This is a genomic window from Altererythrobacter sp. GH1-8, from assembly GCF_043702085.1.
Classification (GTDB): domain Bacteria; phylum Pseudomonadota; class Alphaproteobacteria; order Sphingomonadales; family Sphingomonadaceae; genus Erythrobacter.
Map to the genome: position 1 here is coordinate 2,225,428 of NZ_CP171690.1, position 19,457 is coordinate 2,244,884.

21 protein-coding genes are annotated in these 19,457 nt (G+C 59.3%); 2 read left to right on the forward strand and 19 right to left on the reverse strand.

Annotation, left to right across the window (positions count from 1 at the left end):
• Window positions 1–3: 3 nt before the first annotated feature.
• The 19 genes from ACG9DO_RS10820 to ACG9DO_RS10910 all read right to left on the reverse strand — a co-directional run bounded on the left by ACG9DO_RS10820 (window position 4) and on the right by ACG9DO_RS10910 (window position 17,322).
• The gene (locus ACG9DO_RS10820; RefSeq protein ID WP_394727786.1) at window positions 4–723 is read right to left on the reverse strand and encodes a biotin--[acetyl-CoA-carboxylase] ligase; all 720 of its coding nucleotides are present in this window, start codon (window positions 721–723) and stop codon (window positions 4–6) included.
• Complete coding sequence (nuoN, locus tag ACG9DO_RS10825) at window positions 720–2,183, reverse strand: NADH-quinone oxidoreductase subunit NuoN (RefSeq protein ID WP_394727788.1); 1,464 nt, start codon at window positions 2,181–2,183, stop codon at window positions 720–722. The genes ACG9DO_RS10820 and nuoN overlap by 4 nt, the downstream gene beginning before the upstream one ends.
• Window positions 2,183–3,724, reverse strand: coding sequence for an NADH-quinone oxidoreductase subunit M (locus ACG9DO_RS10830; RefSeq protein WP_394727790.1), 1,542 nt, complete (start codon window positions 3,722–3,724; stop codon window positions 2,183–2,185). Before ACG9DO_RS10830 ends, nuoN begins: the two co-directional genes overlap by 1 nt.
• The gene (gene nuoL / locus ACG9DO_RS10835; RefSeq protein WP_394727792.1) at window positions 3,724–5,730 is read right to left on the reverse strand and encodes an NADH-quinone oxidoreductase subunit L; all 2,007 of its coding nucleotides are present in this window, start codon (window positions 5,728–5,730) and stop codon (window positions 3,724–3,726) included. Before nuoL ends, ACG9DO_RS10830 begins: the two co-directional genes overlap by 1 nt.
• A gap of 9 nt (window positions 5,731–5,739) precedes the next feature.
• The gene (gene nuoK, locus ACG9DO_RS10840; RefSeq protein ID WP_394727794.1) at window positions 5,740–6,045 is read right to left on the reverse strand and encodes an NADH-quinone oxidoreductase subunit NuoK; all 306 of its coding nucleotides are present in this window, start codon (window positions 6,043–6,045) and stop codon (window positions 5,740–5,742) included.
• Window positions 6,042–6,665 (reverse strand): NADH-quinone oxidoreductase subunit J, encoded by a 624-nt coding sequence (locus tag ACG9DO_RS10845; RefSeq protein ID WP_394727796.1) that lies wholly within the window; start codon window positions 6,663–6,665, stop codon window positions 6,042–6,044. Before ACG9DO_RS10845 ends, nuoK begins: the two co-directional genes overlap by 4 nt.
• 27 nt (window positions 6,666–6,692) lie before the next feature.
• The gene (gene nuoI / locus ACG9DO_RS10850) at window positions 6,693–7,181 is read right to left on the reverse strand and encodes an NADH-quinone oxidoreductase subunit NuoI (RefSeq protein ID WP_394727798.1); all 489 of its coding nucleotides are present in this window, start codon (window positions 7,179–7,181) and stop codon (window positions 6,693–6,695) included.
• Window positions 7,178–8,236 (reverse strand): NADH-quinone oxidoreductase subunit NuoH, encoded by a 1,059-nt coding sequence (gene nuoH, locus ACG9DO_RS10855; protein WP_394727800.1) that lies wholly within the window; start codon window positions 8,234–8,236, stop codon window positions 7,178–7,180. Before nuoH ends, nuoI begins: the two co-directional genes overlap by 4 nt.
• On the reverse strand, window positions 8,233–10,248 hold the full coding sequence (nuoG, locus tag ACG9DO_RS10860; protein ID WP_394727802.1) for an NADH-quinone oxidoreductase subunit NuoG: 2,016 nt from the start codon (window positions 10,246–10,248) through the stop codon (window positions 8,233–8,235). The genes nuoH and nuoG overlap by 4 nt, the downstream gene beginning before the upstream one ends.
• Window positions 10,241–10,537 (reverse strand): hypothetical protein, encoded by a 297-nt coding sequence (locus ACG9DO_RS10865; RefSeq protein WP_394727804.1) that lies wholly within the window; start codon window positions 10,535–10,537, stop codon window positions 10,241–10,243. Before ACG9DO_RS10865 ends, nuoG begins: the two co-directional genes overlap by 8 nt.
• Window positions 10,534–11,826, reverse strand: a complete 1,293-nt coding sequence (nuoF, locus tag ACG9DO_RS10870) for an NADH-quinone oxidoreductase subunit NuoF (RefSeq protein ID WP_394731257.1) — start codon at window positions 11,824–11,826, stop codon at window positions 10,534–10,536. Before nuoF ends, ACG9DO_RS10865 begins: the two co-directional genes overlap by 4 nt.
• 36 nt (window positions 11,827–11,862) lie before the next feature.
• On the reverse strand, window positions 11,863–12,531 hold the full coding sequence (locus ACG9DO_RS10875; protein ID WP_394727806.1) for a complex I 24 kDa subunit family protein: 669 nt from the start codon (window positions 12,529–12,531) through the stop codon (window positions 11,863–11,865).
• Entirely contained in the window at window positions 12,524–12,661 is a 138-nt protein-coding gene (locus tag ACG9DO_RS10880) for a hypothetical protein (protein ID WP_394727808.1), read from the reverse strand. Before ACG9DO_RS10880 ends, ACG9DO_RS10875 begins: the two co-directional genes overlap by 8 nt.
• Entirely contained in the window at window positions 12,654–12,845 is a 192-nt protein-coding gene (locus ACG9DO_RS10885) for a hypothetical protein (RefSeq protein WP_394727810.1), read from the reverse strand. Before ACG9DO_RS10885 ends, ACG9DO_RS10880 begins: the two co-directional genes overlap by 8 nt.
• A complete protein-coding gene (locus ACG9DO_RS10890; RefSeq protein ID WP_394731258.1) occupies window positions 12,842–14,047 on the reverse strand; it encodes an NADH-quinone oxidoreductase subunit D in 1,206 nt (401 codons plus the stop codon). The genes ACG9DO_RS10885 and ACG9DO_RS10890 overlap by 4 nt, the downstream gene beginning before the upstream one ends.
• A gap of 5 nt (window positions 14,048–14,052) precedes the next feature.
• Window positions 14,053–14,811 carry an NADH-quinone oxidoreductase subunit C gene (locus tag ACG9DO_RS10895; protein WP_394727812.1) on the reverse strand — a complete coding sequence of 253 codons (759 nt, stop codon included), beginning with the start codon at window positions 14,809–14,811 and terminating at the stop codon, window positions 14,053–14,055.
• Window positions 14,808–15,371 (reverse strand): NuoB/complex I 20 kDa subunit family protein, encoded by a 564-nt coding sequence (locus tag ACG9DO_RS10900; RefSeq protein WP_394727813.1) that lies wholly within the window; start codon window positions 15,369–15,371, stop codon window positions 14,808–14,810. Before ACG9DO_RS10900 ends, ACG9DO_RS10895 begins: the two co-directional genes overlap by 4 nt.
• Entirely contained in the window at window positions 15,368–15,742 is a 375-nt protein-coding gene (locus ACG9DO_RS10905) for an NADH-quinone oxidoreductase subunit A (protein ID WP_394727815.1), read from the reverse strand. The genes ACG9DO_RS10900 and ACG9DO_RS10905 overlap by 4 nt, the downstream gene beginning before the upstream one ends.
• 149 nt (window positions 15,743–15,891) lie before the next feature.
• A complete protein-coding gene (locus tag ACG9DO_RS10910; protein ID WP_394727817.1) occupies window positions 15,892–17,322 on the reverse strand; it encodes a coniferyl aldehyde dehydrogenase in 1,431 nt (476 codons plus the stop codon).
• Between the two features lie 169 nt (window positions 17,323–17,491).
• On the opposite strand from ACG9DO_RS10910, the gene ACG9DO_RS10915 reads away from it, so the two are divergent.
• Both ACG9DO_RS10915 and ACG9DO_RS10920 read left to right on the forward strand, forming a co-directional pair.
• A complete protein-coding gene (locus tag ACG9DO_RS10915) occupies window positions 17,492–18,688 on the forward strand; it encodes a thiolase family protein (RefSeq protein WP_394727819.1) in 1,197 nt (398 codons plus the stop codon).
• Window positions 18,689–18,774: 86 nt separating this feature from the next.
• Window positions 18,775–19,422, forward strand: a complete 648-nt coding sequence (locus ACG9DO_RS10920; protein WP_394727821.1) for a hypothetical protein — start codon at window positions 18,775–18,777, stop codon at window positions 19,420–19,422.
• Window positions 19,423–19,457 lie beyond the last annotated feature (35 nt).

Sequence of the window (19,457 nt, forward strand, 5' to 3'; positions counted from 1 at the left end):
TGCTCAGTCCTTATCCGTCATGAATACATCGCCCGCGTGAATGGCACGAGTTTCACCATTGGCCAAGCGCAGCAAAAGCGATCCATGTGGATCGAGACCCGCGAACTGGCCTGCGAGAATTGCTCCATCGGGTTCATGGACGCAAAGGTTTGTTCCTAGGGGTGTGGCCACCGCTAACCAACGTCTGATCAATGGGTCCAAGCCGTAATGGCGCCAGCGTTCCAGTTCGGCATTCAATGACTGCGCCAGCTTACTGGCAAATTCGCCCGGACTGGGTACCGGACCTAGCGCCGACAACGCAATGGTTGCGCGGTCCGGCAGCTGCGGAGCGATAGCAAGGTTCATACCGATTCCTGCAACCACTACATCGCCGACCCGCTCTAGCAGGATGCCGGAGAGCTTCGCTTCTTGAAGTAGCAGGTCATTTGGCCACTTGAGCATCAGGGAGCAGTTATCGGGGCAGAAATGCGAGACGGCATCGTAAACCGCCACACCTGTAACCAGAGCCAGGCTTTGTGGCGGAGGGTCCTGCGGACCAGTTCTTACCACAGTTGAACCCATGAAATTTCCATGGCCATCGAACCAGGTTCTGCCCTGACGGCCTCTACCTGCGATTTGACGCTCGGCCACAAGCCAGTCGCCTTCACGAACGGGCTCGCCTGTTTCGATCCGAGCGATCAGATCAGCATTGGTAGAACCAGTCTCAGCGACGAATTGGATCAAAGCGTCAGGAACAGCGCTTCTGCCGCCTTGTTCGCAAGGTCGCCCAGCGATGGTGTGAGCAGGTATCCAAGAGGTGAAATGATGGCACTGGTGATGAGCAACAACGTCCAATGGCTCTTGTCACTGTTGCCGGTCACGACGCCTGCAGGATCATCGAACATGATGATCTTGCACACTTTCAAATAATAGAAGGCGCCAATCACGCTGGCGGCGATACCCAGCGCGGCGAGCACCACAAGATCAGCTTGGACCGCTGCCTGAAACACCACGAACTTGCCCCAGAACCCGAACAAGGGCGGAATGCCTGCGAGGCTCAGCATGAGGAAGAACAGGCACCATGACAGCAGCGGCTGCTCCTTGACCATGCCCGCCATTCCCGAAATGCTTTCCACGTCATTGCCGTCTTCATCTTTGAGCATCAGGACCGCAACGAAGCTGCCGAGCGACATCGCGACATAGATGAAAAGGTAGACCAGCATCGCGCTGGCTCCCGCCGCTGTGGCGGCTGCAAGGCCAATCAGGATAAAGCCAACATTGTTGATCGAACTGTAGGCGAGCAGGCGTTTGATGTTCTCCTGCCCGATTGCACCGAGTGCGCCGATCACGATTGAGAGCAGCGCGATAAAGATGACGATCTGACGCCAGGCATCCACCTGTCCGCCGAACACATCGAACACCACGCGGCCAGTAAGCGCAACAGCGGCAACCTTGGGTGCCGTAGCGAAGAAAGTCGTTACCGGTGTCGGCGCACCTTCGTAAACGTCGGGGGTCCACATGTGGAAAGGCGCCGCCGCGATCTTGAACGCAAGGCCAGCGAGCACAAACACCACGCCGAACAACGCCCCGGTAGAAAGGTCGCCAGACAATGCTGCCTTCACTCCAGCAAAGTCGGTTGAACCGGTGAAGCCGTAAAGCAGGCTCATCCCGTAGAGCAGAATGCCAGAGGCCAATGCACCCAGGACGAAGTACTTCAAGCCGGCTTCTGCCGAACGGCGGTCGTCGCGCAGGAATGCCGCAAGAACGTAGGCAGCCAGCGAGTTGAGCTCCAGACCCAGGTATAGCGTCAGGAAGTCTCCGGCGGAGACCATGATGCTCATTCCCACTGTCGCGAACAGGACGAGGATCGGATATTCGCTACGCAATGCGTCTCGCTTGTCGAACCATGCCGGAGCGATCATGAGGGCGCCAATCGCTGCAAGATAGATCAGCGCCTTTGCGAAGGCGGCGTACGCGTCCGCGCGGAACAATGTTCCAAAAGCGTTGGTCTCGACGCCCATCAAGCCATCATGGAGCGTTGGCACGAGCGCGAAGCCCGCTCCGAACAATGCCGCAACCGCTGCGATAGTTATCGTACGCGCAGGCTTGTCGCCGCCCCATGCCGCAGCCAGCAGCAGGATCAGTCCCGCGGCAGTGAGGATCAGTTCGGGAACGACAAGCTGAAGCGAAGTGGAGAGGTCCATCAGTGCTCTCCCCCTTCCGAATGTTCGACGGCGTTGGCAATCACTCCGGTTGGCGTGCCAACCGACAGTTGGCTGTCCCCTTGAGGTGCCGCGCGCGCCAGGCGCGCATCAAGCGCCGCGATATCGTCGCGCATGGGGGCAAGGAAGCTCTCAGGGTAGACCCCCATCCACAGCACCGCTGCTGCGATTGGTGCAAGCATGGCCCATTCGCGCACGTTCAAATCCCTCATCGAGGCCGCATCTTCATTGACCTGATCGCCAAAGGCCACGCGGCGATAGAGGTAGAGCATGTAACCTGCACCGAGGATAATCCCGGTTGTGCAGACCAGCGTGACCAGCGTCGAAACCTGATAAATGCCCGCCAGCGACAGGAATTCACCGACGAAGCCGCTCGTGCCAGGCAGGCCAATGCTCGCCATGGTGAAGAGCAGGAAAAACAGTGCGTATTTGGGCATGTTGATCGAGAGCCCACCATAGCGGTCAATCTCACGGGTATGGAGGCGGTCATAGATGACGCCGACACATAGGAACAATGCGCCAGAGACCAGTCCGTGCGAAAGCATGACGATCATCGCGCCTTCGAGGCCCTGCACGTTGAACGCAAACAGGCCCACGGTCACGATCGCCATGTGCGCAACCGAGGAATAGGCAATCAGCTTCTTCATATCGTTCTGGACAAGCGCGATCAGGCTGGTTGCGACGACCGCGATCATCGAGAGGATGAAGACCAGCCACGCGAACTGTGCGCTTGCTTCCGGAAACATCGGCAAGCTGAAGCGGATAAAGCCATAGCCGCCCATCTTGAGCAGCACGCCCGCAAGGATGACTGAACCTGCGGTCGGCGCCTGCACGTGCGCGTCAGGCAGCCAGGTATGCACCGGCCACATCGGCATCTTGACCGCAAAGCTCGCAAAAAAGGCCAGCCAGAGCCACGTCTGCGCTTCGGGTGCAAAGTCGTACTGCATCAGCGTCGGAATGTCGGAGGTGCCTGCCTCGTTCACCATCCAGAACATCGCAATCAGCATGAGAACAGAGCCGAGCAGCGTGTAGAGGAAGAACTTGTAGCTGGCGTAGATGCGGTTCGCCCCGCCCCACACGCCGATGATCAGGTACATCGGGATCAGGCCGGCCTCGAAAAAGATATAGAACAGGAACAGGTCCTGCGCGGCGAAGACGCCAATCATCAGCACTTCCATGATCAGAAAGGCGGCCATGTATTCACCGACGCGCTTGGCGATCGATTCCCAACCGGCAAGAATGCAGATCGGCATGAGGAACACGCTCAGCATGATCAGCATCAGCGCGATACCGTCGATACCCAGCGCATAGCTGAAACCCGCAAACAGCGGCGCCGTTTCAAGGAATTGCCACTGCGCACCGCCGATCTCGTAGTTCGCCCAGAGGACGATGCCCAGCGCGAGATTTATCAGCGTTGCGACCAGCGCCGTCATGCGCGCAGTCTGCGCCTCAAGGAAGAAGCACGCGATGCCCGCAACGAGCGGGACCAGCAGCATCACGGAAAGGATCGGAAAACCGTCCATCAGAAAAGGACCCACGTTATTGCCGCGACCACGCCCACAAGCATGATCAGCGCATAGCTATAGAGATATCCGGACTGCACTTTCTTCGCGAGGACAGCGCCGCGCTGGACGACCCAGGCAGCCCCGTCCGGTCCAAAGCGGTCGATGGTCTGTTCGTCACCGCGCTTCCAGAAGAACCTTCCAAGCCAGAATGCGGGCTTCACGAATATCGCGTTGTAAAGCTCGTCGAAGTACCACTTGTTGAACACGAACTGGTGCACCGCACGGAACTGTTCGACAAACTTGGCCGGAATCGACGGGTTCCTGATGTTGGCCCACCAGGCCGTCACGAAACCAACGATCATAACGAAAGTTGCAGTCAGTTTTACCCACAGCGGCACGCCATGCAGCGCGTGGATCAGGCCTTCGTTGAAGTAGATCGAGCCGCCCCAGAACGCGCCATTAACCGCTTCAGCCGAGCCATCGATAAACGGATACTTGAAGACGAAGCCTGCGAACACAGCACCCACAGTCAGCACGCCCAGCGGAATCAGCATGGAGACCGGGCTCTCATGCGGGTGATAGCCGCCGGTTGTGTCTTCGCCTGCCTCTTCCGGCGTTTTGTGAACGCTGTGCTGGATATGCTCGCTGTCGATCCAGCGCGGCTTTCCGTAGAACGTCAGGAACACAAGCCGCCAGCTGTAGAAACTGGTCAGCAAAGCCGCGATGGCGCCCATCCAGAACGCGAAATAGGACATGTCCGTGCCGCGCGCGAATGCCGCTTCGAGAATGGCATCCTTGGAGTAGAAACCTGCAAAACCGAAGACACCGAGGACGCCAACGCCGGTAATCGCGAGCGTGCCCGCCATCATTGCGTAAAATGTCAGCGGAATATGCTTACGAAGGCCGCCATAATAACGCATGTCCTGTTCGTGATGCATGGCATGGATCACAGAACCCGCACCAAGGAACAGAAGCGCCTTGAAGAAGGCGTGCGTAAACAGGTGGAACATGGCTGCGCCATATGCACCGACACCAGCAGCAAAGAACATGTAGCCGAGCTGTGAGCAAGTCGAGTAAGCGATTACCCGCTTGATGTCCCACTGCGTCGTGCCAATCGTCGCCGCAAAGAAACACGTCGCGGCACCGACGAAGATCACGAGGCTCAGGGCGACCGGAGCCGCTTCAAACATTGGCGACAGGCGGCAGACCATGAACACCCCTGCGGTCACCATGGTCGCTGCGTGGATCAGCGCGGAGACCGGCGTTGGACCTTCCATCGCATCAGGCAGCCAGGTGTGCAGGCCAAGCTGTGCAGACTTGCCCATCGCGCCGATGAACAACAGGATGCACAGGATATCCATCGTGTGCATGCGGTAACCGAGGAAGCCTATGGTCGCGCCGGTCATACCGGGCGCTGCTTCAAGGATTTCCGGGATCGATGTCGTCTGGAACACCAGATAGGTTCCGAAGATACCGAGCATGAAGCCCAGGTCGCCTACGCGGTTGACCACGAAAGCCTTGATTGCAGCGGCATTGGCAGACGGTTTCTTGAACCAGAAGCCGATCAGCAGGTAACTCGCAAGGCCCACGCCTTCCCAGCCAAAGAACATCTGGACGAGGTTGTCAGCTGTCACCAGCATCAGCATCGCAAAGGTGAACAGCGAGAGGTAAGCGAAGAAGCGCGGCTGGTCCGGGTCTTCCTCCATATAGCCCCAGCTGTAGAGGTGGACGAGCGCCGACACAGTCGTGATCACCACCAGCATGACGGCGGTGAGTGCATCGACACGCAGCGCCCAGTCGAAAGTCAGTGTGCCAGACTGGACCCAGGTCAGCACAGGAACGACGGTCGCCTCTGCGCTGCCGCTTAGGAAACCGATGAAAATTGGCCAGCTCAGCAAACAGGAAACGAACAGCGCGCCGGTCGTGAGCGACTTGGCAAAAATGCTCGGCGCAGACTTGTTCACCAGCCCTGCGACAATGGCCGCGAGCAAGGGCAGGAATACGATGAGAAGGATTGACTGCATGGCTTGCGGTTATCCCTTCATCTGCGCGGCGTCGTCGACCGCAATCGTGCCGCGCTTGCGATAGTAGATCACAAGGATGGCGAGTCCGATCGCGGCCTCTGCCGCGGCGACCGTCAGCACGAACATCGCGAAAACCTGTCCAACGAGATCGTTCAGGAATACGCTGAATGCGACCAGATTGATGTTCACCGCAAGCAGGATCAGCTCGACCGACATCAGGATCGTGATGACATTCTTGCGGTTGAGGAAGATCCCCAGCACCCCAAGCACGAACAACACGGCGGATACGGTTATATAGTGCTCGACCCCGATCACAGCTCGATCCCCTTGCCGACTTCCGGCTGTTTCATGACGGTCGCATCTTCCGGACGGCGGCGGACCTGCTTGCCGATGTCCTGACGGCCCGGCGAACCACCCGGCTTGGTCCGATGGGTCAGCACAATCGCGCCGATCATTGCGACCAGCAGGATGATCCCGGCGACTTCGAACAGGAAGACATACCGCGTGTAAAGCAGCACGCCGATCGCATCGATATTGGGTACGCCGTCAGCTTGCCGTGAAAGCCCATCGGGCGAGCCAAGCGCTACACCGCCCTGCCCTGTCGCAACAAGGCCGACGAACAGCTCAAGGAACAGGATGAAGGCGATCAGCAATCCGAGCGGCGCGTTCTTGATGAAACCTGCCCGCATCTCTGCAAAATCAATGTTCAGCATCATCACGACGAACAGGAACAACACCGCGACCGCGCCGACATAGACGATCACCAGCAGCATCGCGATGAACTCGGCCCCGATCAGCACCATCAGGCCCGCGCCGTTGAAGAAGGCGAGGATCAGCCAGAGCACGGAATGCACCGGATTGCGCGCACTGATCACCATGACCGCGCTGGCGAGCATCAGCCCTGCAAATAGGTAAAAGGCAATTGCTTGAATCATGAGCCCCTGCTGTGTCCGTCGCGCCCGTTACCGATAGGGCGCATCGGCTTCAAGGTTTGCGGCAATTGCCCGCTCCCACTTGTCCCCGTTGGCCAAGAGTTTCGCCTTGTCGTAGAGCAGTTCCTCGCGCGTTTCGGTCGCGTATTCGAAGTTCGGCCCTTCGACTATCGCATCTACCGGGCAGGCTTCCTGGCAGAAGCCGCAATAGATGCATTTGGTCATGTCGATGTCATAGCGCGTGGTGCGACGGCTGCCGTCTTCACGCGGTTCGCTCTCAATCGTGATCGCCTGCGCCGGACACACCGCTTCGCACAGCTTGCACGCGATGCAGCGTTCTTCGCCATTGGGATAGCGGCGCAGCGCATGCTCACCGCGAAAACGCGGGCTAAGCGGGTTCTTCTCGAACGGATAGTTGATCGTCGCCTTGGGCTTGAAGAAATACTTCAGCGTCAGCGCATGCGCCTTGAGGATTTCCCAAAGCGTGAACGACTTGATGAGATGGGTGACGGTGCTCATGAGGATGCCCCCCCAAAGTGACCGGTAGCCATAAGGTAGCCGGAGATAACGGCGACAAAGATCAGGCTCATCGGCAGGAAGACTTTCCATCCCAAGCGCATCAGCTGGTCATAGCGATACCGCGGCACGGTTCCCCAGATCCAGCTGAACATGAAGAAGAAAACGAAGGTCTTGAGCAGCAACCAGACGATGCCGGGAACGGCGTAGAGCGGCTCCCAATCGAACGGCGGCAGCCATCCGCCGAAGAACAGCACCGCGTTGAGCATGCACATCAACAGGATGTTGGCATATTCGCCAAGCCAGAACAGTGCGAAGCTCATGCTGGAATATTCTGTCTGAAAGCCCGCGACGAGCTCCGATTCCGCCTCGGTCAGGTCGAACGGCGCGCGTGCGGTTTCCGCCAGGCAGCTGATGAAGAACACCACCCACATCGGGAACAGCAGCGGATGCACCGCATAGGCGTTGATCACGCCAAGGCCGAAGCCCTGCTGCGCGGTGATAATGCCGTTGAGGTTGAACGTGCCTGCAAACAGCACGACGCATACGAGGATGAAGCCGATCGAAACCTCGTAGGAGATCATCTGTGCGGCGGCGCGCATGGCGGAGAAAAACGGGTATTTCGAGTTACTCGCCCACCCGCTCATCACAACGCCGTAAACGCCGAGAGAACTGATCGCGAGAATGTAGAGCAGGCCGACATCAATGTCCGCTAACACCATATGCGAGTCGAACGGCATCACCGCCCATGCGGCGAGCGCGACAGTGAAGGTGATGATCGGCGCGAGCAGGAAAATGCCCTTGTTGGCGGCGCTCGGGATGATGGTTTCCTGCAGGAAGACCTTGAGACCGTCGGCAAAGCTCTGAAGCAGGCCGAACGGGCCGACCACGTTGGGTCCGCGCCGCATCATGATCGCGCCCAGGACCTTGCGATCGACATAGATGATCATCGCGACTGCGAGCATGACCGGCAGCGCGATCAGCAGGATGCCGCTGATGGTCGCGACGAACCACGCCCATTCATACGACATGCCGAAGGATTGGAAGAACTCAGTCACTCCGCCGCCTCCTTGAGCTCGTCGCCGTGGAGGAGTTCCGCCGAACAGCGTTGCATCACTTCGCTCGCGCGTGCGATCGGGTTGGTAAGGTAGAAGTCCTTGATTGGATAAGCCTCAATAACGCCTTCCGCCTTTGCCCCATTGGGAGCGGCGGGCAAGGTGCCGTAATTTGCAAGCCCTTCCTCGCCCAGCGCGGGCACTTCCGCGATCATCGCGGCCTGTAGCTCAGCAAAGCTGTCAAACCCGACGTTTACGCCCAGGCTATCTGCCAGCGCGCGCAGGATCGTCCAGTCTTCGCGCGCGTCACCGGGAGCAAACACGGCTTTCTCCGCATATTGCACACGGCCTTCCGTGTTGACGTAAGTTCCGTCCTTTTCGGCATAGCTCGCGGCAGGCAGGATAATGTCCGCGGCATGCGCGCCCTTGTCGCCGTGATGGCCGATATAGACCTTCAAGGCATCTGCGAAGGGTTCGAAATCCATCTCATCCGCGCCGAGCGAAAGGACAACTTTCGGTTTTGCCGCCGCAATGTCCTTCACCCCGCCCTTCTGCGCAAAACCGAGCATCAGCCCGCCCATGCGCGCGGCAGAGAAATGCAGCACGTTGAAGCCGTTCCAGCCATCCTTCACGACACCGAGCGTATCCGCAGCCGCAAGACCCGCATGGAGCGCGCCTTTCGCAAGAGCGGCTCCGCCCATGATGATCGCGGGACGCTCAGCAGCCTTGAAGGTGTCGACCAGATCGCTCGGCAGGTTCGACAGGACCGACAAATCGCTGCCCAAGAAGGTCGCGGGGAACGTCGTGTCCCACTCAGGGCCGATCACATAGATCTTCGCACCGCGCTTCACCGCCTTGCGCAGGCGGACATTCACAGAGGGCGCTTCCCAGCGCACATGGCTGCCGACGATCAGGATTGTGTCTGCGGTTTCGATCCCGGCGAGCGTCGAGTTGAAATTGACCGCCGCGAGGTTCGAAACGTCATAATCCATACCGGTCTGGCGCCCTTCGATCAGCGAAGAACCGCAGGCCTTGAGGAGCGCCTTGGCCGCAAACATCGTCTCGCAATCGACCATGTCACCCGCGACGGCTGCGATGGATGATTTCGCACCCTTGAGCTGTTTCGCGATCGCCTTGAACGCCTCGTCCCAGCTTCCGGCCTTGAGGCCGCCCTTCTTGCGAATGAAGACCTTGTCCAGACGGCGCTTGGTCAACCCATCAACCTGATAGCGCGCCTTATCGGAGATCCACTCCTCGTTCACATCGTCATTGATGCGAGGGAGGGCACGCATGACTTCGCGGCCTCGGCTGTCGAGCCGGATGTTCGCGCCAACCGCGTCGGAAACGTCGATGCTGTTGGTCTTCTTCAGTTCCCATGGACGTGCTTCGAAGGCGTAGGGGCGCGATGTCAGCGCGCCGACCGGGCATAGGTCGATCACATTCGCGCTCATCTCGTGCGCCGCCGCCTGCTCCAGATACGTCGTGATCTGCATATCCTCGCCGCGATAGAGCGCGCCGATCTCGTCCACGCCCGCGATTTCTTCGGAGAAGCGCACGCATCGGGTGCAGTGGATGCAGCGGGTCATGATCGTCTTGATCAGTGGGCCCATGTACTTTTCTGTGACCGCGCGCTTGTTCTCTTCATAGCGAGAACCGCCTCGGCCATAGGCCATGGCCTGATCTTGCAAATCGCATTCGCCGCCCTGATCGCAAATCGGGCAATCAAGCGGATGGTTGATGAGGAGGAACTCCATCACCCCTTCACGCGCTTTCTTGACCATCGGCGTGTCGGTGCGGATTTCCTGGCCTTCGGTCGCGGGAAGTGCGCAAGAGGCTTGCGGCTTGGGCGGACCCGGCTTCACTTCAACCAGACACATCCGGCAGTTACCGGCGATGCTGAGCCGTTCATGGTAGCAGAAACGCGGAATTTCCTTGCCCGCAAGTTCCGCTGCCTGAAGGACGGTCGCGCCGTCTGGAACTTCGATTTCTTGTCCGTCTACAGTGACCTTAGGCATTCAGGTTCTCCCGGTCTGCCCTCTTCAAAGCAATTGTCCTTATATCGAAGACAATTTGATAGATGCGCCCTAAAGCGATCACGAAGAGGCTCGCCATTGCTGAACTTAGTCCGAAAGCAAAACTATCGGCCATCAGGAGAAGACTGCCCAAAACTCCAAGAATTCCTAGGATTTGAATTATTCCAGCCATTGACGAAGACGGAAGATTTAGCCGCATTTCAATTCGTTGAAGCTCAGCCTTTGCATCTTCAGCGTCCGCGAATCTTTCAAGAGGATTGGAAGCACTCATTCCGCAGCCTCCGCGAACTTCGCGTTATGCTCGTGGATCCGGCGTTCAAGCTCGGGGCGGAAGTGGCGGATCAGACCCTGAATCGGCCAAGCCGCTGCATCGCCGAGCGCGCAAATGGTGTGCCCTTCGACCTGTTTGGTCACTTCCTGAAGCATGTCGATTTCCTCGATCGCCGCATCGCCGGTGCGAAGACGCTCCATCACGCGCCACATCCAGCCCGTGCCTTCGCGGCAGGGCGTGCACTGGCCGCAGCTTTCGTGTTTGTAGAAGTAAGAAAGGCGGCTGATTGCGCGGACGATGTCGGTCGACTTGTCCATCACGATGACCGCTGCGGTGCCAAGACCCGAACCCAGTTCTTTCAGCCCGTCAAAGTCCATCGGCGCGTCCATGATCTGCTCAGCCGGGACGAGCGGCACGGAGGAGCCGCCCGGAATGACCGCCAAGAGATTGTCCCAACCGCCGGTGATGCCGCCGCAATGCTTCTCGATCAGCTCGCGAAACGGGATGCTCATTGCTTCTTCGACAACGCAGGGCTTTTCCACGTGGCCGCTGATCTGGAACAGCTTCGTGCCCTTGTTGTTCTCGCGCCCGAAGCTGGCGAACCAGCTGGCACCGCGCCGCAGGATTGTGGGCGCTACCGCAATGCTCTCAACATTGTTGACCGTGGTCGGGCAGCCATAGAGGCCCGCACCCGCCGGGAATGGAGGCTTGAGGCGTGGCTGACCTTTCTTGCCTTCCAGGCTCTCGATCATCGCGGTCTCTTCACCGCAGATGTAGGCGCCTGCACCGCGGTGCATGAACACATCGAAGTCATAGCCTGAGCCGGATGCATTCTTGCCGATCAGGCCTGCGTCGTAAGCTTCGTCGATGGCTCTCTGCAGCGTCTCGGCCTCGCGGATATACTCGCCGCGAATGTAGATATAGGCCGCGCGCGCGCGCATCGCGAAACCGGCGACCAGCGCGCCTTCGACGAGCTTGTGCGGATCATGGCGGATGATCTCGCGGTCCTTGCACGAGCCGGGCTCGGATTCGTCGGCATTGATGACAAGGAAGCTCGGACGACCGTCTTTGCTTTCCTTCGGCATGAATGACCATTTGAGGCCGGTGGGGAAGCCTGCCCCGCCACGCCCGCGCAAGCCCGATGCCTTGATCTCCTCGATGATCGCGTCCTGCCCGCGCTCGAGCAGCTTCTTGGTATCGTCCCAATCGCCGCGCGCCTGCGCCGCCTTCAGGCCCCAGTCCTGGAAGCCATAGAGGTTGGTAAAGATGCGGTCCCGGTCAGCGAGCATCTGCGAGCGTCCCATTAAAAGCGTCCTGGCGAGACATCACCATTCCCCCCGGTAATCATGGTTCTCAGTGACCATTTCTTTCAGCGTGCTGATTGCGCCTGCGGGTTCCGAGGTGTGACGCCCCGGCTCCTGCGTGCCAGCCTTGGGCTGTTCGCCTTTGGCCAGAGCGTCGAGCACGGCGTCCAAACGCTCGACCGTCAGGTCTTCGTAATTGTCGTCATTGATCTGGACCATCGGCGCGGTCGCGCAATTGCCCATGCATTCAACTTCGGTCAGGGTCCATAGCCCGTCTTCGGACACTTCGCCCTTCTTCATGCCGCGCTTCTTGCAGGCAGAGATGATATCGTCTGATCCGCGCAGCATACACGGCGTCGTACCGCAGACCTGCACGTGATATTTCCCGACCGGCTTCATGTTGTACATGAAATAGAAGGTCGCGACTTCGAGCACCCGGATCACCGGCATGTCGAGATATTGCGCGACATATTCGATCACCGGCAGTGGGAGCCAGCCCTGCGTATCGGTCTCCGCCCCGACCTGCCGCTGGGCCAGATCGAGCAGCGGCATCACAGCCGATTTTTGGCGGCCTTCCGGGTACTTGGCGATGTGCCAGTCTGCTTTCGTGCGGTTCTCGTCCGTCCATTCGAACGAACCCCAGCGCGCGCGCAGTTCGGGGGTGTCGGGTGCAGGACTTCTATCAGCCATGGTTGCCTCCGCGCGTCACCCCGGCGCAGGCCGGGGTCCAGGATGCGACCGTCCCAATCTGGATTCCGGCCTGCGCCGGAATGACGAAATTGAGTTCGGGTGTGTCGGGTGCGGGAGTGCGATCAGCCATTGTTGATCCCTCGCCGCAGAAATACGCGGTCAAACACGGTCATAAGCGCAATCATCGCCAGAAGGACCGGAACAAGCAGAACCCATTTGGAAAGGTCTGTCCAGCGCTCCAGCGTCAACAACGCAACCAGACTCAGCAAACCCCAGACGACGTGCCGGTTCTTCTTAAGAAATTGCCCAATCACCGGTCACACTCCCCGAATACGACGTCGATCGCGCCGAGGATGGCGGTTGCATCGGGCAGCATGTGGCCCTTGCTCATGAAGTCCATCGCCTGAAGGTGCGAAAAGGCGGTCGGCCGGATCTTGCAGCGATACGGCTTGTTGGTGCCGTCGCTGACGAGATAGACGCCGAATTCGCCCTTGGGGCTTTCCGTCGCAACGTAGACTTCGCCTTCGGGCACGTGGAAACCCTCTGTGTAGAGCTTGAAGTGATGAATCAGCGCTTCCATCGACTGCTTCATTTCGCCGCGCTTGGGCGGAACGACCTTGCTGTCGCTGCTTGCTACCGGGCCTTGCGGCATTTCAGCCAGGCACTGCTTGATGATCTTCGCGCTCTCGTAAACTTCCTTCACGCGGACAACGAAGCGGTCATAGCAATCCGAATTGGTGCCGACCGGAATGTCGAAGGTCATCCGGTCGTAGACATCGTAAGGCTGCGACTTGCGCAAATCCCACGGCAATCCTGCCGCGCGGATCATGGGGCCTGAGAATCCCCACGCAATCGCATCATCCTGAGAAACCACGGCAATATCGACATTGCGCTGTTTGAAGATGCGGTTGTCGAGCACGAGGCTCATCGCATCGCCAAACAGTTCCGGCAGGCGCGTGTCGACCCACTCGCCAATATCGACCAGCAGCTTTTCAGGCACGTCCTGATGCACGCCGCCGGGGCGGAACCAGGCCGAATGCATCCGCGCGCCCGAGGCGCGCTCGAAGAAATTGAGGCAATCCTCGCGCAGTTCGAACACCCACAGGTTCGGAGTCATCGCGCCGACGTCCATCACATGCGCGCCGATGTTGAGCATGTGGTTGCAGATGCGGGTCAGCTCCGCGAACAGCACGCGCAGATATTGCGCGCGCTCGGGCACTTCGATGTTCAGCAGCTTCTCGATCGCGAGCACGTAGGAGTGCTCCATGCACAGCGGCGAACAGTAATCGAGCCGGTCAAAGTAAGGCAGCGCCTGCAGATAGGTCTTCTGCTCGATCAGCTTTTCAGTGCCCCGGTGGAGCAAGCCTACATGGGGATCGATCCGCTCAATGAGCTCGCCATCCAGCTCCATCACCATGCGCAGCACGCCGTGGGCAGCGGGGTGCTGAGGCCCGAAATTGATCGTGTAATTCTGAACGACGTTGCCATCGGTGGTGGGCGATTCGTCGAGCTGCATCCCGCTCATACGTCGTCCTCCTTCTTGTCGGCATCGTCCATTGCAGGCGGATCGGCAGGGGTCCCTTCGGCCGCCTTTTCCTCGGCCTTCTTGCCGGCACCGGTGTCTGCCGGTGTTTCGGTCACCTTGGGCTTGTCGACACTCGGCGCCTCGGCCTTCTCATCGCCGGGCAGCACGTAGTCCGCGCCTTCCCAAGGTGAGAGGAAATCGAAAGTGCGCATGTCCTGAGCCAATTCGACCGGCTCGTAAACAACGCGCTTTTCGTCTTCCGAATAGCGCAGCTCGGTATAGCCGGTCATCGGGAAGTCCTTGCGGAAAGGATGCCCTTCAAAGCCGTAGTCGGTCAGGATGCGGCGCAGGTCCGGATTGCCGGAGAACTTGACGCCGTAAAGGTCGAACACTTCGCGCTCCAGCCAGCCTGCATTGGGCCAGAGCGTCGTGACGGTCGGCACCGGAGTGTTTTCATCCGTGCTGCACTTGACCATGATGCGGTGGTTCTTGGTCAGCGAGAGCAGCATGTAAACGCACTCGAACCGCTCAGCGCGCGCAGGATAGTCAACGCCCGCGATTTCCATCAACTGCTGGTAAGCGTGATCGTCTCGCAGCGCCTTGAGCACCGTCTCAATGCTCTCGCGCTTGACCGTGATGATGATCTCGCCGTGCTTCTCCTCTGAAGCGAGCACATCCTCGCCAAGCGCTGCGACCAGCGCTTCGCGAACGCCTTCGTTAGGGGCGATCTTGGGGGCGGAATGGACCACGCTCATCGTTCAACCGTCCCCGTGCGGCGGATCTTGCGCTGCAATTGCATCACGCCGTACAGCAGCGCTTCGGCAGTGGGCGGGCAACCGGGCACATAGATATCGACCGGCACGATCCGATCGCAGCCGCGCACGACGCTATAGCTGTAGTGATAGTAGCCGCCGCCATTGGCGCAGCTGCCCATCGAAATGACGTATTTCGGGTCCGACATCTGGTCGTAGACCTTGCGCAAGGCCGGCGCCATCTTGTTACACAGCGTGCCGGCCACGATCATCACGTCGGACTGGCGCGGGGAAGCGCGCGGGGTGACGCCGAAACGCTCCATGTCATAGCGCGGCATGTTGACGTGAATCATCTCCACCGCGCAGCATGCAAGGCCGAATGTCATCCACCAAAGCGAACCGGTACGCGCCCAGTTGAACAGGTCTTCCGTCGATGTGACGAGGAAGCCCTTGTCGTTCACTTCGGTCTGCAACGCCTTGAAGTAATCCGCGTCAGGCTGACGAGTTTCGCCCGGCTGAGCCGCTGCCGGAAGCGCATTGGGAGGGGTGATTGTGGTGCTCATTCCCAGTCCAGAGCTCCCTTCTTCCACTCATAGGCAAGGCCGATTGCGAGGATCGTGAGGAACACCATCATCGCGCCCCAACCCAGCCATTGGGTCTCATCAAGGCTAACCGCCCAGGGGAACAGGAAGGCCGCTTCAAGGTCGAAGATGATGAAGCTGATCGCGACGAGATAGAATCGCACGTCAAACTGGCTGCGTGCGTCCTCGAACGCGGGGAAACCGCATTCATACTCGCTGAGCTTCTCCGCATCAGGATTGTGAGTGCCGGTGAGGCGCGAGACGCCCATCGGCAGGAACACGAAGAGGCACGACAGCCCGAGGGCTATAAAGATGAATATCAGTATCGGCAGATACTGGCTGAGTTCGACCACGTTTTCAGTCCAAGTAGCTTAGCTAATCCCGGGCCGCTCTAGGCGTATGATCTGTAAGGCGCAAGGGCGGGATTGCCGCAAATTGTGCGCTATCGATTGCATTGTGGGTAATAGCCTGCGGCGAGCCTGATTCCGGGCGAGCATCAGCCTCATTTCATCATCGTCGCAATCGCCTTTTCAATCGCCTTGCCATAGGGCGGCTTGAACCCGCCCAGCTTGGCAATGTCGATCTTGGGCTGGTGATAGACCGCGCGCGCATGGCTGAATTCGCGGAAGCCCTCGACCGCATGATAGCTCCCCATCCCTGATGGCCCGACACCGCCGAACGGCAGGTCCTCCATCGAGACATGAAAGATCACGTCATTGGTCGTTACGCCGCCGGAAATCGTGCGGGTCAGGACTTGCTCCTGCTCGCCCTTGTCCTCGCCGAAGTAATAGAGGCCAAGCGGGCGATCGTGCTCGTTCACATAGTCGATCGCCTGATCGATATTCTTGTAGGTCATGACGGGCAGCACTGGCCCAAAGATTTCCTCCTGCATTACCTTCATGTCGTCACTGACGTTGCGGATGATCTTGAGCGGCATCTTGCGACTGTTGGTATTTGAGAAGTTCTCGTCCGCTGGATTGACTTCAATGATCTCAGCGCCTTTCTCCCGCGCATCTTCGACGAGGCCATGCAAGCGCTCGAAATGGCGGTCGCTGACGATCGAGCCGTAATCATCATTGTCGAGGAGCGTCGGGTACATGTTTCTCACGCCCTGGCTGACACCGGCGATTGCTTCGCTTTCCTTGTCCTCGGGCACATACATGTAGTCGGGCGCAAGGCAGATCTGCCCCGCATTCATCATCTTGCCGAGCGCAATACGTTCGCCTGCCTTGGCGAAGTCCGCGCTGCGGCCCATGAAAACGGGTGACTTTCCGCCCAGTTCGAGCGTGACGGGTACGAGGTTGGCTGATGCAGCCTCCATCACCTTGCGGCCAGTTGGGGTGGAGCCAGTGAAGACCAGGTGATCGAACGGCAGCGAGGAAAAGACAGATGCGACTTCGGGCCCCCCGGTGAAGACCGTGACTTCATCGGGCGTGAAGTATTTTTCCACCAGCTGCGCCATCAAGAGGCTTGTGCGCTCAGTAAACTCGCTCGGTTTGATCATCGCGCGATTGCCGGCGGCAAATACCTGCATCAAGGGGGAGAATGCCAGCTGCACCGGGAAATTCCAGGGGCTCAAAATGCCGATAACGCCCTTTGGCTCGTAGCGCACCTCAGCCTTGGCTCCGAGTAACCCAAGCGGGAACTGGACCTTGCGTTTGTCAGTCCTCGCCCAGCGATCCATGTACTTGAGGGCATCCTTGCCCGCGCTTACCGAAGAGGCGATGTCCGTCAGCATGCTCTGCTGAATCGAACGGTTGCCGAAATCGGCCGACATGGTCTTGGCAAGGTCTTCGCCGTGTTCCTTCAGCAAGGCGATGGCGCGCTTGATCCGGTCCTTGCGCATGCTCATCGGTTCGGGCCGGGACGCATTGAAAGCAGAGCGCTGCCGTCTCAGCGCCTGTTCCATGTCCAGCTTGCGATCGTCAGCCATTTTACTCTCCCGAATGCGTTGTTCTTTGATACCCATGTCGCGCAAAGGGGCTCGCAATTCAAGCAGGAGCTACGACCTTTAGAGCATACGCATTCCGTTTGCGTTTGCCGCAACGCAGCATTAGACCCCGGCACCAGACCCCGAGACTCTCCAGTTTGAGGAAGATTACATGTCTGCTTTTTCCGCCAATGATCCCGTCGTCATCCTGTCTTATGCCCGCACCCCGATGGGCGGCATGCAAGGCGCGCTCGCCGATGTGTCTGCAACGGAGCTTGGCGCGGCGGCAGTCAAAGCAGCAACAGAGCGTTCGGGTGTGTCGGGCGAGGATTTCGACCGGATCTATATGGGATGCGTGCTTCCGGCAGGTCTGGGCCAGGCCCCAGCCCGCCAGGCAGCCCTGAAGGCTGGCCTGCCCAAATCAGTCCAGGCGACAACCGTCAACAAGGTTTGCGGCAGCGGCATGCAGACCGTCATCATGGGCGCAGAAGCCCTCGCAAGCGGCACGGTCGACATGGTGATCGCAGGCGGCATGGAAAGCATGACCAACGCACCTTACCTGCTCAAGAAGCACCGTTCGGGCGCGCGGATCGGGCACGACACCGCTTATGACCACATGTTTCTCGATGGGCTCGAGGATGCCTATGAGGAAGGCCGCGCGATGGGCACGTTCGCGCAGGATACCGCCAACGAGTACCAACTTACGCGCGAGGAAATGGACGAATATTCGATTGAATCGCTGCGGCGTGCCAATGCCGCAATTGACAGCGGTTCGTTTGCTGATGAGATCGTTCCGGTGACCTTTTCGACCCGCAGCGGCGATGTCACGGTCGCAACCGATGAACAGCCCGGAAAGGGGCGCCCGGACAAGATCCCGCAATTGCGCGCAGCTTTCGCCAAGGACGGCACAATCACCGCTGCGACATCCAGCTCGATCTCCGATGGCGCAGCTGCCGTCGTCCTGACGCGTGAGAGTGTGGCCAAGCAAAAGGGCCTCACGCCGGTAGCTAAGATTGTCGCCATGGCTGCCCACGCTCAAGAGCCAAAGGACTTCACCACTGCACCGGTGGGCGCGATCCAGAAGTTGCTCGACAAGGCTGGCTGGAGCGTTGACGATGTCGATCTGTGGGAAGTCAACGAGGCATTCGCCTGCGTCGCCATGTTCGCAATGCGCGACATCGGCATCCCGCATGAGAAGATCAACGTCAACGGCGGCGCGACCGCTCTTGGTCACCCGATCGGCGCGTCCGGCACCCGCATTCTGGTCACGCTGATCAATGCGCTCAAAACGCAGGGCAAGACCAAGGGTGTTGCAAGCCTTTGCATCGGCGGCGGCGAAGGCACTGCAGTCGCGGTCGAGCTGGTCTGAGCCGGCTTTCACGACCATCAAGGTAAACGCCCTACACTCTTTCGGCTCGCTCGCTATGTTAGGGCGTAACCGAGGGAGAGGTACGAATGAGACGATGGCTTCTGGCAGCGACGGCGGTTTACTTGACTGCGTGCGGCTCTCCGGCAGAGGAAGCAGCCGGCCCGGAGGCTGGCGATCCGGGGACCTACACTCGCAACCTTGCCGACGGCACTCCTGTTGCTCTCATAATTCGTGAAGACGGGACACTCCTTCGCGTCGCTGGCAGGCAGATGGATACCGGTACCGCGCGCAAGGACGGTGACCGCTTGTGCTTTACCTTCGCGGGCGACGACGATGCCGAGTACTGCTGGACCAACGGCCCCATCCGGCCAGGCGGGACTTTTGAATCCACCAGCGACGAAGGCGAAACCCTGATCATAACCTATTCGCCCGAAGTGCCGCCCAAGGGGGCCTCGATGGGTCCGGGCCGCTACAGCGTAGGCGACGAAACGACAGCCTATGGCGAAACCCAGATCAATCCGGATGGCACCTATACCGACTTCAACGATGGCAAGGAGGTCGGGAGCGGGCGCTGGAGCGCCGATGGAGAGCGGGCGTGCTTTGATCCGCAAGGTGATGAGGACCACCAGAAGGAACGCTGCTGGGTCAATGGGCCGGCCGATGAAAACGGCCGCTTCCTGACCTCGCGTGAGGATGGCAGCGCCGCCTATTTCGTTACACCGATCGAGGAATAGCATTAACCGCTTGATCGAGACCCGCTTGGCGCGCA